The 12,521-nt window shown below is 53.6% G+C and carries 14 protein-coding genes; 3 read left to right on the forward strand and 11 right to left on the reverse strand.

Going from position 1 to position 12,521, the window contains the following annotated elements:
- Nucleotides 1-35: 35 nt before the first annotated feature.
- Nucleotides 36-422 (reverse strand): DoxX family protein, encoded by a 387-nt coding sequence (locus PCH05_RS21090; protein ID WP_127605576.1) that lies wholly within the window; start codon nt 420-422, stop codon nt 36-38.
- Between the two features lie 265 nt (nt 423-687).
- Here PCH05_RS21090 and PCH05_RS21095 point away from each other — a divergent pair, with 265 nt between their 5' ends.
- On the forward strand, nt 688-906 hold the full coding sequence (locus PCH05_RS21095) for a hypothetical protein (protein WP_127605578.1): 219 nt from the start codon (nt 688-690) through the stop codon (nt 904-906).
- Nucleotides 907-964: 58 nt separating this feature from the next.
- Nucleotides 965-1,255 carry a hypothetical protein gene (locus PCH05_RS21100; protein ID WP_127605580.1) on the forward strand — a complete coding sequence of 97 codons (291 nt, stop codon included), beginning with the start codon at nt 965-967 and terminating at the stop codon, nt 1,253-1,255.
- A gap of 102 nt (nt 1,256-1,357) precedes the next feature.
- Here PCH05_RS21100 and PCH05_RS21105 read toward each other — a convergent pair whose 3' ends face one another.
- The gene (locus PCH05_RS21105) at nt 1,358-1,921 is read right to left on the reverse strand and encodes a general stress protein (protein ID WP_127605582.1); all 564 of its coding nucleotides are present in this window, start codon (nt 1,919-1,921) and stop codon (nt 1,358-1,360) included.
- Between the two features lie 89 nt (nt 1,922-2,010).
- A complete protein-coding gene (gene hrpB / locus PCH05_RS21110) occupies nt 2,011-4,536 on the reverse strand; it encodes an ATP-dependent helicase HrpB (RefSeq protein ID WP_371860569.1) in 2,526 nt (841 codons plus the stop codon).
- A 94-nt stretch (nt 4,537-4,630) separates the two neighbouring features.
- Here hrpB and gluQRS point away from each other — a divergent pair, with 94 nt between their 5' ends.
- Nucleotides 4,631-5,611, forward strand: coding sequence for a tRNA glutamyl-Q(34) synthetase GluQRS (gene gluQRS, locus PCH05_RS21115; protein ID WP_127605584.1), 981 nt, complete (start codon nt 4,631-4,633; stop codon nt 5,609-5,611).
- A 105-nt stretch (nt 5,612-5,716) separates the two neighbouring features.
- On the opposite strand, the gene PCH05_RS21120 is transcribed toward gluQRS, so the two are convergent.
- From PCH05_RS21120 to PCH05_RS21155, 8 genes are all read right to left on the reverse strand, one after another.
- Entirely contained in the window at nt 5,717-6,094 is a 378-nt protein-coding gene (locus tag PCH05_RS21120) for a DnaJ family domain-containing protein (RefSeq protein WP_127605586.1), read from the reverse strand.
- 239 nt (nt 6,095-6,333) lie between these two features.
- Nucleotides 6,334-7,140 carry an SDR family oxidoreductase gene (locus PCH05_RS21125; RefSeq protein WP_127605588.1) on the reverse strand — a complete coding sequence of 269 codons (807 nt, stop codon included), beginning with the start codon at nt 7,138-7,140 and terminating at the stop codon, nt 6,334-6,336.
- A 140-nt stretch (nt 7,141-7,280) separates the two neighbouring features.
- On the reverse strand, nt 7,281-8,087 hold the full coding sequence (locus PCH05_RS21130) for a hypothetical protein (RefSeq protein WP_127605590.1): 807 nt from the start codon (nt 8,085-8,087) through the stop codon (nt 7,281-7,283).
- A 13-nt stretch (nt 8,088-8,100) separates the two neighbouring features.
- Nucleotides 8,101-8,856: a vWA domain-containing protein gene (locus tag PCH05_RS21135; RefSeq protein ID WP_127605592.1), complete on the reverse strand. Its 756-nt coding sequence runs from the start codon at nt 8,854-8,856 to the stop codon at nt 8,101-8,103.
- 38 nt (nt 8,857-8,894) lie between these two features.
- The gene (locus PCH05_RS21140; RefSeq protein ID WP_127605594.1) at nt 8,895-10,922 is read right to left on the reverse strand and encodes a hypothetical protein; all 2,028 of its coding nucleotides are present in this window, start codon (nt 10,920-10,922) and stop codon (nt 8,895-8,897) included.
- A 132-nt stretch (nt 10,923-11,054) separates the two neighbouring features.
- Entirely contained in the window at nt 11,055-11,330 is a 276-nt protein-coding gene (locus tag PCH05_RS21145) for a WXG100 family type VII secretion target (RefSeq protein ID WP_127605596.1), read from the reverse strand.
- A gap of 109 nt (nt 11,331-11,439) precedes the next feature.
- The gene (locus PCH05_RS21150) at nt 11,440-11,721 is read right to left on the reverse strand and encodes a DUF4176 domain-containing protein (RefSeq protein WP_127605720.1); all 282 of its coding nucleotides are present in this window, start codon (nt 11,719-11,721) and stop codon (nt 11,440-11,442) included.
- Nucleotides 11,722-11,798: 77 nt separating this feature from the next.
- The gene (locus tag PCH05_RS21155) at nt 11,799-12,506 is read right to left on the reverse strand and encodes a hypothetical protein (protein WP_127605598.1); all 708 of its coding nucleotides are present in this window, start codon (nt 12,504-12,506) and stop codon (nt 11,799-11,801) included.
- Nucleotides 12,507-12,521 lie beyond the last annotated feature (15 nt).

The following is a 12,521-nucleotide window of genomic DNA, read 5'->3' on the forward strand; positions in this document are numbered from 1 at the left end:
ACAGCTCCTCCTTTATGATCCAGATGGTTCATTTCTTAGAACAAGTGGTATGCTCCAGGACCGGTCAGTGCAACGCCTACGACCACCGCGATGAGAATCAAATTGTATTCAAAGCCGTTAGCCGTCGCCCAAAATCCGTTTTTTCCGTGAACCGTTACGATGGCACCGAGCATCGTCAGTGTGATCATGATCGCCGCCACCGGAGTCCATACTCCGGCTGCGAAGAGCAAACCGCCAGCCAGCTCGAACAAACCGGTAACGATGGCTGCAGGCAGCGCCGGCTTAACATTCATTGATCCGAGCCAACCCGCCGTACCCTTAAGACCAGGGCCTCCGAACCATCCAAACCATTTTTGTGCTCCATGTCCTGCGAACGTCAAACCAACAACCAATCGGATTATTAACAAACCCCAAGCTATCATTTTAAATTCCTCCAATATATTATATTCTTAAAATAGTTTAGCTTTACATTGAGATATTATTGCAAATAAAACCTCTTTGTCAGCCGCACTAATATTTCGTCAACCGCATCATGATTTGTTCCTCTCCTGTCATTTCAATTTATCTTGATTTAAAGATATATGAATTTCAGGCTTTAGTCAACTTTTTTTTGTTTAGAATTCCTGCTCATGGATATATTCGCCTTGTTCCGCTAATAATATGTCGAAAAGAACGGGGCCGAGACAAATGAAGAGTCCTACCCAATCCGGGAATCAGCGGGTCACTAGAGATTTCGGGGAATGGCAAGCACTCCTTCGGCATGAAACGCTGCAGCGGATTAAATTCGGAACCTTTATCCAGCTCATAGCATGCCCGGAACTGAAAGATCTGTTCATCAAGAGTATCTCGGAGAACGACGAATTGTTAAAGCTGCTCCGGCAGCGATTAGAATCCAACGTTCCCTGAACGGCCACTTGCAGTAGAGGTGAAGGAATTGAACCCGATCATAGAGAGCCTGCTAGGCATGAAAGCATTTAACGACCAATTCATTGCAGAAGATCTGCTGCAGGGTAATCGGAGCCGAATGAGCTTGCTGGCGAATTGCCTTCAAGCCACTTCGGATGAACAGCTCCTGCATGAGCTTATCCTTCAGATTCGTTTTTCCATTCAACTGGAGCACTCTTTATTGGAGCTGTGCTTAAAAAAAGACTGGCTGTCAGGTAACCCTGCGGAACAGCTGAACCGTGATTTGAAATGGGCGTTCAAGGTGATGCAGCTCGCTCCAAAACCCGAAGAAAACCGTCAATCGACGTAAGCCCACCGAAGACAACCGCATGCAAAAGGTTTATCCTTTCTAGGATGACAAAAACCGGCTCGCTGCACTTGGCAGCTGCCGGTTTTTATAACTAGGCTCATCTTAATGAAGCTTGGAATCATCATCCGGAATACGGGTTGTTTCATCGGTAATCAGCCCGAGGTCATTATTGTACCGCTCTGTGTTCAGCGAACGGTTATCCCTGAAAATATCGATAATTTCCCGGTCTCGCCCGCCCGCTTCGACGATGACCAGAATTTTACCTTTGTCTACGTAGCCTTCATAGTCCTTAGCCTCATCCTCCGGTATGCCGAGTCCGATCAATCCCCCCACCATCCCGCCTGCTCCTGCGCCGACGGCAAGGCCTGCGAGTGTTGCTGCGATGGGGCCGGCAGCTAAGATGGGACCAATGCCAGGAATCGCAAGGGCACCGATGCCTGCAAGCAGTCCTGTCACGCCTCCAAGCATTCCGCCCGTAGCCACGCCTGCCGCCACGCCTTCCGGCGCCTTCGTGCCCGTATCCTTCGTCAGAGACTCCAAATCCTCACGGTCCTTCGTAATGACGGAAATACCCTTGGAAGGAAAGCCATCGTTCTGCAGAGCTTCGATGGCCCGGGAGGCCTCCTGTTCCGTTTCGAACACGCCTACAATCTTCTTCTCATCCATGACCCTTTCCTCCAATTCACTGTTTGTTTTCATATTACCCTCTGCAGCCGAAAAACAAACAAAGGAGCTCTTATACTGGGGCCTGCCTGCTATTGGGGACGAGTCCTTCTTGTAGGAATAGCTTCAAGCGGATCATCCGGCCAGTAATGCTTCGGATACCTTCCTTTCAGCTCCTTTTTCACTTCAAAATATCCGCTCTGCCAAAAGTTCGCCAGGTCGGATGTAATTTGAACGGGTCGCTGCGCTGGAGACAAAAGATGCAGCGTCAGCGGTATTTTGCCGTGACCGATGCGCGGCGTCTCATGCAGTCCGAACATTTCCTGCAGCTTGACCGCCAAAACGGGCTGCAGCGGGTCGCTGTAATCGATTGCGATTCTGGAGCCGCTTGGCACCGTGTAATGCGTCGGGATCTCCCGGTCAAGTCGGCTTCGTCGATCCCATCCCAGCATCTGATCCAGCACGCTGGCAAGCTGCAGCTTTTGCAGATCCGCGCGGCTCTTCATGCCGTGCAGATAAGGCAAGAGCCACTGCTCCAGCGTTACGAGAAGCGCCTGCTCCGTCATATCGGGCCATGTCGGGTCCGCCAGATGCATCAGCTGGAGCCGCTGCCGTAGCTGCCTGGACGGTTTGGACCACGGCAGCATCTCGATCCCCTCGGCTCGGATCCCTGCGAGCAGAGCCGACGCAATCCGCTCCGGATCCGGTTTAACGGCTGGCGATTCGCGAAGCGTGATTGCCCCCAGATTCACCTGATTCCGGGCTTTGACACCGCCGAGCGACGAGTCCCATTCAACGATCAGAGCCTCCTCGATCTCATCAGCGTGGTATTGAAGGAGGTCCTGGATCGAAAGCGGAGAAGCCAGCAATATTTTCCCCTCCGCTCCCTTCTGATCATCGACCTCGGCCGCAGTCAGAAAGGAAGACCGGCTCAGCAGCTGGGCTCGCGGAAGCTCGACGCCTCGTCCCGAGGCCAACAGGAACTTGCCATCCCCGCGGCTTTGACCGATACGATCCGGATAGGCGAAGGAAAGAAGCAAACCGATCTTCCCCATATCCGGGTTTTCACCGGCAGGAATGCCCAGCTGCTTGCGGATACGGCGGCTTTCCTGGACGATCCGCTTCAAAGCCGCAACATCGGTATGCTCCGCCGCAGTGCTCTGTTGCTCCCAAAGAAATACGGCTTCGATCCGGGTGCGGATATCGGCATCCCGTTCCAATGCATTGCCACGCATCATATCCCTTTCCTGGAGAAGTGCTGCGATGGCTGCCCCCAATCCGCCTTGCCCCATCTCTTTTGCCTGAAGCATCATCGCCGCCAGCCGCGGATGCATGCCGAGCTCTGCCATCTGTTTGCCTCGCGCCGTGATCATTCCATCCGGATCGACCGCACCAAGACGCCGCAGAACTTCTCTGCCTCGTTCAAACGCGGCGTCCGGAGGCGGATCCAGAAACTGCAGCTCCCTTGGATTCCGGACTCCCCAAGCAGCGAGCTCCAAAGCAAGCGGAGCCAAATCCGTAGCCAGAATTTCAGGCTGGTTGCGTGGGCGCAAATGATCCTGCACTTCGGCGCCCCACAGTCGATAGGCGGCTCCCGGCGCCGTTCTTCCCGCCCGGCCCCTGCGCTGGTCAGCGGAAGCGCGGGATACCCGGTCCGTTGCCAGATAAGGCATTCCAGTCCTTGCAGAGAACAGCTGGGTCCGCATCAGACCGCTGTCCACGACGATTCGGACGCCATCGATCGTCAAGCTGGTCTCGGCGATCGAGGTCGCCAGGATGATCTTGCGCCGGTTCCCCGGATCGGGTCGCACCGCCGCATCCTGCTCGAGCTGCGGCAGTTGTCCGTACAACGGCCTTATTACCCCGTCTGCCTGTATTCCGCCTCGCTCCAGCTCAGCCTGAAGCCTGCGGATTTCCCCAGCACCCGGGAGGAAGGCAAGCACGTCGCCAGGATGCGCGGCCGCTGCCTCACGAATGACGGCCGCCATCTGCTGCTCCAGCTTCATGCCGGCAGGCTGGGGCCTGTAGAACGTCTCTACCGGAAACTGACGTCCGGGACATTCCACCACGGGAGCATCCCCGAGGAGGTCGGCAACCGGCTCCGCTTCCAGCGTGGCCGACATAACCAGAATGCGAAGGTCTTCCCTCAGGACAGACTTTGATTCCAGAGCCAGAGCCAAGCCAAGATCCCCTTGCAAATTACGCTCATGGAATTCGTCAAAGATAATCATGCCGACCTCTTCAAGCTCGGGATCGCATTGCAGCATGCGGCTCAATATCCCTTCCGTCACCACTTCGATCTTGGTATGTTGACTGATCCTGCTGTCCATCCGCACCCGATAGCCTACGGTACCCCCGATGGATTCGCCGAGAATCCGCGACATGTACTCCGCCGCAGATCGGGCAGCCAGGCGGCGGGGCTCCAGCATGATGATTTTGCGCCCCGATAGCCAGGGCTCATTCAGGAAGGCGAGCGGTACCTGTGTGGTTTTACCTGCTCCCGGTTCGGCCACAAGCACCGCAGATGTGCCTGTACGAAGCTTGTCCAGCAGCTCCGGCAGCACCCGCTGTATAGGAAGTTCATTCATTGTCAATTCACCAAGTCTTTCCGTATTCATATTTCGTCCCCTACCATTATAGAGCCCCGGACGACTGGATATCCACGCCGATTTGCTATAAAATGATCGAAGCTGTACTAAGGAGGGGAATTACGTGAGTCAGGACCCATTACCGGTGCGAGGCAGATTTGCACCTACACCTTCCGGCGAGCTGCATATCGGCAACGCCTGGGCGGCTCTGCTCTCCTGGCTTCAGATCCGCAGTCTGGGCGGAACGTTCGTGCTGCGGATGGAAGATATCGACATCCAGCGGTCGCGGCCGCATCTCGCGCGCCAAATCATCGACGATTTGTACTGGCTCGGTCTGGACTGGGATGAAGGTCCGGATGTCGGGGGCCCATATGGTCCATATACCCAAAGCAAGCGGCTCAATTATTATGAACATGCCTTGAAACAGCTCGAACGGCAAGGATACCTGTATCCCTGCTTTTGCAGCCGGGCCGATCTGCTGGCAGCCGCAAGCGCGCCGCATGGCTTGTCTTCGGAAGGCCCCGCTTATCCGGGCACCTGCCGCCAACTGACGGCAGATGATATCGCATTAAAAAAGCGGGCCAAACAGCCCTCCTTGAGATTCAAAGCGGAGCACCAAGCCCTGGTCTTTCAAGACGGAATCGCCGGCCGCCAGGAATGCGATGCTGCGGGCGGAGGGGATTTCATCGTACGCAGGGCGGACGGCATGTTTTCTTACCAGCTCGCCGTCGTCGTGGACGATGATATGATGCGTATTTCGCATGTTCTGCGGGGGATGGACCTGCTGGATTCTGTACCGAGACAGCTCATGCTGTACAAAGCGCTGGACATGCATGCTCCAGCCTTTGCCCATGTACCGCTATTTATGGGCCCGGACGGCAAGCGGCTGGCCAAACGGCACGGCGGTACCAGCCTTGCGGCGCTGCGCGAAGCGGGCACCGCGCCGGAACGGATCGTCGGCTGGCTGATGTGGGTTGCCGGGCTGACCGAGCACCCTGAGCCTTTGAAGCCTGAGGAGTGCATACCGCTTTTTAACATGGACAAGCTTCCGACCAAGCCCATCCTCATCACGGACGAGAAGCTTCACGGGTTGCATGGCCATTAATTTTTGATTCGAATCATATCAGGACGAAAAACCTCTATCCCTACCTTACGAAAGGTAACGATAGAGGTTTTTGATTTCCTGTTTATCCGTCATGAAGTCTTTGGATTACGAATCCTGAAGCCGGTCGCGCAGCTTTTCTTCGTATTGCAAAAATGCCGTGCTGCCGCTGAGTCCTCTCTGCTCCATCAGCATTTGAAAGCGCAGCTTTTTCTCGGTAAGCGTGCGGGTCAGCTTTTCCTTTTCGCCGGCGTTCTCGCATAGATGAATCAGGTTCCGCAGCTTGATGAGTTCCCCCTGCAGCTGCATTTCCTCCGGAATCAGCCCGGCATTTTTCATGATTTTATATGACATCCGCAGGTCCTCCGGAATATGGGACACATCCTCCAGCTCCAGCGGCTTTCCTTTGCCGGCCAAGTCCTTGAAATCCCCTTGCTCCATGGCCTGATGAATTCTTTGCTCCGCCAGCCAAGACATGATGCTCATGTGCGGGCAGCCTCCCTTTTGAATAAGGTATTCTTCTTACTATGTAATCATGGACAAAAGGGGATGTCAAACCGGAAATACCTCCTCCGATCGGCTTACTTTCCCGGAAGACATGCTGCGTATTGGCTGTGTTCATGCGATACCAGGCTGCTCCGTCTTCGATATTGATACTGAAACCAAATGGAAAAAGCCGCCCCCGCTTCTGCGGAAACGGCTTTCTATGAACCCGTTCGCTTCTTTTAGCAGAGCAGGGATTCCGCTCCGTCGATGATGATCTGTGCCCCTGTAATATGGCAGGACTCATCCGACCCCAGGAATGCCACCAAATCCGCCACATTCCCCGGATCTCCCGGTCCATCCGCCAGCGGCTGACTGCCTTCGGGAAATTGTACCGGGATAATAATCTCCTTCAGCTTATCCGTCTTCTCGGTGCTCTGATCGATGTTGGTGGAAATAGACCCCGGACAGATGACGTTGACGCGGATCTTGAACTTCGCCAGCTCCAGCGCCGCCATTTTCGCAAAAGCCACTTGTCCTGCCTTCGAGGTGCTGTATGCCGACATGCCGAAATTCGAGAACGTCCGGTTACCGTTGATGGAGCTCGTAATGATGACGCTGCCGCCCTGCTTTTTCAGGTGTGGGATCGCGTATTTCACCGTCAAAAACGTACCGTTCAGGTTAACGTTCAACGTATGCTGCCAGTCTTCCAGCTTCATGTCCTCAATCGGGGAAAGCACGCCGTTGATTCCCGCATTCGCAAATACGACATCGACCGTTCCGAACAGCTCCACCGTTTCGAGCACCGCTTTTTCCACCCGGGCGGCATCCGAGGTGTCCACGTCAAATGCGCGGGCGGCGCCGGGCCGGATGGCGTTGATTTCCGCTTCGGTCTGGGCGGTGCGGTCATTCAGCAAATCGAACAAGGCCACATTGGCTCCCTCTGTCGCCATTTTAATGGCAGCCGCTTTTCCAATGCCGGAACCGGCTCCCGTCACAATCGCTGTCTTTCCTGTAAAACGCAGTTTATTAACCTGCTCCTGGCTCATTCTTATCTCTCCTTTGGGTTCCTGGTTCTATTATGTTTCATCTGTCACAAGATTACCCAAAAAGAGGAGCAGCTTAATCAGGAGAAGGACAACATTTTTCAGACCTCTTTATTTAAGAAGATGCGAATGTATGGATTTATTTACCACTGCAGCTCTAAAAATGCGGCGTCATCCTGCAATCCGCCTGTATGCGGGGCGTCGAGCAGCACCTGGATTTGTTCATCCGGCAGCAGCTGGCGGATCGCATCCAAATCGTCCAAGCCGTCGGTGTACAGCTGCAGACGCGCCGGCACGCCGTATTCCAGCCGCGTCTGATACACATGCGGCGAGCCTCCAACCGGCCCGGTTAACGTGGACCAGCGCTCGCTTGTAAGCATCGTGGCATGAAAATGCTCGCTGATCTCCATATCGTTTTTCCAAAAACGCAAGCGGGAATCACCCTGCCAGGCCATCCAGATCCTGCCATGCTTTTTCTTGGCCGACGGGAGTTCGATCCGCCCGCAAATATACATGGTCTGGCTGCCGAGCCGCTGTTTATCCTCCAGCACCTCACGCAGCAGCGAGGGTACTTCTCCCGGAGGGGTGAGCTGCTTCAGCTGCTCCGAAGCCGCGCCGGTAATGTCCTTCATGAATCCCGTAAACGCGGCCGAAGACCATTCGCGGGTCGTGCTTAACCAGTCCAGCAGGGTGTTGCCTAAAAATCTTGCCGCGAAATCACCTTGATAGCTCTGACCAACCCCGTCGCAGAGAACAAAATTGCAGGAATCTCCCTCGATATGAACACCAACAAAATCCTGTCCTTTTTCCCCCTGGATCAAGCTATCCATAGCACGTCCGTAAGCATATCTGCACGCGAAGCGTCCATGATAAGTCGAAAGCCTTTGCTCGGCAGATTGGGAACTGACAAACGAAAACACATCCTGGGCTGCAGCCGTATTGGTTTTCATAGATTACCCCTTCCTACGCTCTGACTGGCGTTGCCGCCGACATCTGGAATCCGATGGATACGAGCTCCGAACAGCTTCCCGGAAGCATCATTAATGCTCCGGGAGACAACAGGTAATCAGCCTCGGCCAGCATTTCCCGGTAGCTTTCCGGAAGTGGCGAGGACATATTGCGCAGCTTCGCCGCATGCTCGTCCTGCAGCTCGGTTTCCGGAAGGATCCCCTTCCACCGGCGCGGCTGCAGAATAGGCTGGTCCAGCATATGATCGGAAATGAAAATGTTCTCAACCAGCACATTTCCATCCGGCACACTCATGCTCATGATCCGTTTCGCGATCGGCTCCGGGTCATCTCCGGTCGCGACTCCGTCGGTCATGTGGCAGACCAACGGGGCAGGGCAATCCTGCATGTGAGGCAGCTCGGACTGCAGAATACGTTCGGCCTGCAGGAAAGCTTTCGCCGAATCTGAAAAACGCTTCGGGGTGAGATCCGGCAGCGTTCCGACAGCCGCGATTTCATCGATCCCCTTAATTCCGTTGAGCAGATCATACACATCGTCGCTGTAGGCCAGAATGGCTATCCGGTATCGCGGCGTAAGTCGGTTGCCTTTGGTGGAACGGAACACCATTTGGCGAATCGCCAGCGATAACGCTTCGTATACAATGTCGATGCGGCGTGTATTCTCCATCAGCATATTCATGGATGCGCTGATATCGATCAAATAAATAATAAGCGCGGGCGTGCGCTGGGAAGCTTGAATGGTATAATTCATCTCTTTGTCTGACTCCCCTTTTCATGAATAAATCGCGGTTAAACGTTAGGCAGCTGGTAACCCGCGTTGGCTAGGAACTTGTAGATGCCGTTGGCGCGGGTACTTGTTTTCCCAACGGATTTGAAATATGCGGCGTCCTGCTCATAGAGGCGGGCAAAACTCGTCGCATATTCCCGGGCTTTGGATGTATTCCCGCCCTTCTGGGCATTGTACGCCTGGTTATAGTGAGCAATCAGCTGTACCACTTGCTGCGAGCGTTTCTGCTGAAGCGCCTTTGCTTTGGCCGCGGCTGCTTTGCGGGCGGCTTCTTCCTTCGCCTGCTGCTGCTTCAGCTGCTTTTGATAGACTTCATATTTGGCCTGTTTGTCATACTGTTCCTGCAACCGTTTCTTCTCTTCTTCCTTCGCCTGCTGTGCCAGCTTCTGCTGCGCAAGATAAGCCTCATATTTCGCCTGTTTGTCATACTGTTCCTGCAGCTTCTGCTTTTCCGCCTTTTGCTTGGCCAGCTTGGCCGCTTCCTCATCCTGCTTGCGCTTCCGTTCCTCTTCCGCCTGTTTTTGCTTGTCTTGCTCGGACTTCTGCAGCTCGGCAAGCTTGGCTTCCTCCTGCTGTTTGGCAATCGCTTCGCTCGCCACAGCCTCCTTCTGGCGGCTTTCCGAACGGTCGGCCAAAATCTGATTCACGGTGATTCCGGAGCCTCCGATCAGAATCAGAGCGGCGATTCCGATGGCCATCCACTTGCGGTTCCGGTACAACGGAATTTTACCCGTCTCCTCTTCCTGAGGCTGAGGGTTTAATTCGTCTTCAAGCCCTCGAATGGCCGCTTCCAGCTCGACCTGCATCGGCGAACCCGCCGGAACGAAATGATGGGCGGAGCGGTACACTTCAAGCGCTCCCTTGACATCCCCTTTTTGTTCCATTTCTCTGGCCTGTAAAAACAGACGGTTAACGACACCGTTATCCTGGCCTTTCGTACCCGGTCCGGTATCCGTTGCTGCAGGCTTCTCCTTTGCATCGGCAGCCGCCTTGGCAGCCTCGGATGCATCCGTCTGCAGAGCTAACATATCTGCGCCTTCGCTTTCTCCCTTAACCGCTGCCGCGGCAACCTCGATTTCACGCTGCAGCAGCTGTTCCTCATTGATCGAGGATAAGGTGACGAGCCATTCGCCGAAGGTCGGACAGCTGCTGACATCCTGGCTTTCCCAGGCTCGTCCGAACAGATCGGCAATCCTGCTTCCCCAGTGATGCTCAAGCGATTTTTTCAGCACAAAATACCGTTCACATGGATTCTGCATTTCAGGCTGATCGAAATAGCTTTCTCCCCATGCCTTGCCTACAACTTGAGGATCACACCAGCCGAGCATTTCGGCAAGAATAATGGCTCCGGCAAAACGGTCAGAATACGGGCTCCACAAACCGCTTTGCACCGTGCGATGGGCCGCATATCCCGGCGAACCGGTCAGCAGCACGTCAGGGCGGTCCATTTTCGGGCTGTATATCTGCTCGACGTCAACCAATTCCACAGCCGAGCTCTTCTCCGGTAAATCGACTTCAGAAAAAAACGGAAGCATTACGTTCGGAGCGGATAAGTCGCAATGGGCAAGACCCCGCTGCTCCATCCCGGAGCCGATGCCAGCCAGTGCCTTGGCGAGCGAAAGGCTATCGGTGCGTTTGAGCTGCCGCTGGTCGGCAATCATGTCAAACCAGGTTACGCCATGAACCCATGGCATCAATACGGCATAGAGCAAGTCCGGATGTTCAGCAATGATATCTCCGTTTCTTTCGGGAGTGAGCACGTCTCGTTTGCAGACCTGCAAGCCCGGGCTTTCACTGTAAATCTCCATCATTTCAGATTGATAGACCATCGCCGGAATGCGGAATTTAGGAAAAAATACCTTTAAAGCCTTCGCTTCATGCGGACTACCCTCAACAGGGATCAGCTGGTAAACGATTCCCTGCCTGCCGGCTTGGGCGTATGCTAAACCCGGTGCGGCAGGATGCTGCCCTACCGTATAAGCCTTCCCGTTGATGCGGATCCGTTCACCCGGATTAGGCTGAAAAGTCATAGATATCCCCTCTCTTTATCCAAAAACAATATAGACTGCAAGAAAACCGGGAGTTCACGAACACCCGGTTTCTTTGCGTATATAAGGATTCGTTCCAAACCCCGATACCCTATGATGCTATGAAAGTAACACTTAACGGGTTTCGTCGACGGTGCGGAATTTTTGGGCAATTGCTGTCAGCTCCTGGCTGATGCTGTTCAAGATTTGCACGAAAGATTGCATCTGCTTGCCTGCCTCTTGAAACTCCTGGAAGAAACGCTGCTTGGTCATCCCTTCCCATTGTCCTTCCATACCGTGAATCGCTTGGGTCAAGCTGCTGACGATTTGCTGGCTTTGCTCGCCGCTTTGCTTAAACTGATTCGCTACCTGATCGACCTGCTCGGGGGTAATTAATATACGTCCTGCCATTATGTGCCTCCTTCAAAGTTCGATAGTTTTCTATCATTTCGATGTAGACTATACTATAATTTGCCAATTCCTTCAAAAGTCGCTAGTCCTGATCCTTTATACCCGCATCCTATCCAATTGAAACATTTTCCAACAGCTTGTGGAATCTTTCTTCCTCATCATTGGAAAACCCAGTGAATTCGATTTTGTCGATATCCTCATGATTGAACAAAAAAGTATAGTTAGGGTCGATGTATCCCTCCGGGTAGACAACACCCAAATAATCATACAAGGTGTTGCTCTCCATTTGGATCTGCTTGCGCCCGTAAATCATCAACTTTTTCTGAGCGCCCTTCAGCAGAACTACCGATCCGAGCGGAAGCAATATTTTCGCGTGTTCCCGTTCCTCCATCGTTTGTTCAACCATCCTCTCTATTGACAAATATGTACGCGTCAACCGGGATTCTACCATCCTCGGCAAACATGAACCTAAACTTGATCGTTCATGCTTTCAGGCTTATGTGACCCATAAGCTTTTCGCTTCTGCAAAATGTACTTATGAAGGTTGCCGGCAAGCATCATATAGGCCAGGGCAAACAGCAAAAGAAGCATAATGATCAGCATGATCTTGATGTTGTATCCCCCAAAGGTCTTGATCAGCAGGCTCCCGATCAACACTCCGGCTCCGGAGCAGGCCAGAATCAAGCCCTGTGATTTTCTCAAACCTCCGCCCTCTGCGGCAGCTGTGTCATGATCTTCTCGGTTGTAATAACCGCTGCGCAGCAGCTTTATATGAATCGCGTACAGCAGACCGAACACGATCACATAGCCGGCTCCGGTCAGCAGCATAAACCATGGCGACGTCATGCCAAGAGTTGCGTAAGCAAGCTTGTTTGCAGCAGCCGTGAAGGCTGCCGACCCCAATATGCCCAGCACGCCCAAAAAAAACAAATGGAACGTCTGCATTTTTTGGGGGGAAATCAGGATGATCAATCCCAGAATATCGATTACGCCAAGCGGCACAAGCAGGATCCAGGCCCAAATAGGAACGAAAGGATCCGCAACGGCCAAAATGAGCAGCAGCAGATTAGGAAGTATAAGCAGACTGATGCTCTGGGAGCGTATCAATCGCAGCGGATAAACACCGCTGAAATCATCGATAGTGCTTTGTTTATGCTGAGGAACCCCGCTGCTCACCGTCTCCTCACTCCT

The organism is Paenibacillus chibensis (assembly GCF_004001045.1).
Lineage (GTDB): Bacteria > Bacillota > Bacilli > Paenibacillales > Paenibacillaceae > Paenibacillus_AQ > Paenibacillus_AQ chibensis.

Coding starts and splice junctions, on each gene's coding strand:
- PCH05_RS21135 (WP_127605592.1), bottom strand. CDS start 8,856: ATGAATTATACCATTCAAGCTTCCCAGCGCACGCCCGCGCTTATTATT.
- PCH05_RS21120 (WP_127605586.1), bottom strand. CDS start 6,094: ATGAGCATCATGTCTTGGCTGGCGGAGCAAAGAATTCATCAGGCCATG.
- PCH05_RS21140 (WP_127605594.1), bottom strand. CDS start 10,922: ATGACTTTTCAGCCTAATCCGGGTGAACGGATCCGCATCAACGGGAAG.
- PCH05_RS21125 (WP_127605588.1), bottom strand. CDS start 7,140: ATGAGCCAGGAGCAGGTTAATAAACTGCGTTTTACAGGAAAGACAGCG.
- PCH05_RS21145 (WP_127605596.1), bottom strand. CDS start 11,330: ATGGCAGGACGTATATTAATTACCCCCGAGCAGGTCGATCAGGTAGCG.
- PCH05_RS21105 (WP_127605582.1), bottom strand. CDS start 1,921: ATGGATGAGAAGAAGATTGTAGGCGTGTTCGAAACGGAACAGGAGGCC.
- PCH05_RS21095 (WP_127605578.1), top strand. CDS start 688: ATGAAGAGTCCTACCCAATCCGGGAATCAGCGGGTCACTAGAGATTTC.
- PCH05_RS21100 (WP_127605580.1), top strand. CDS start 965: ATGAAAGCATTTAACGACCAATTCATTGCAGAAGATCTGCTGCAGGGT.
- PCH05_RS21130 (WP_127605590.1), bottom strand. CDS start 8,087: ATGAAAACCAATACGGCTGCAGCCCAGGATGTGTTTTCGTTTGTCAGT.
- hrpB (WP_371860569.1), bottom strand. CDS start 4,536: ATGAATACGGAAAGACTTGGTGAATTGACAATGAATGAACTTCCTATA.
- PCH05_RS21150 (WP_127605720.1), bottom strand. CDS start 11,721: ATGGAGGAACGGGAACACGCGAAAATATTGCTTCCGCTCGGATCGGTA.
- PCH05_RS21090 (WP_127605576.1), bottom strand. CDS start 422: ATGATAGCTTGGGGTTTGTTAATAATCCGATTGGTTGTTGGTTTGACG.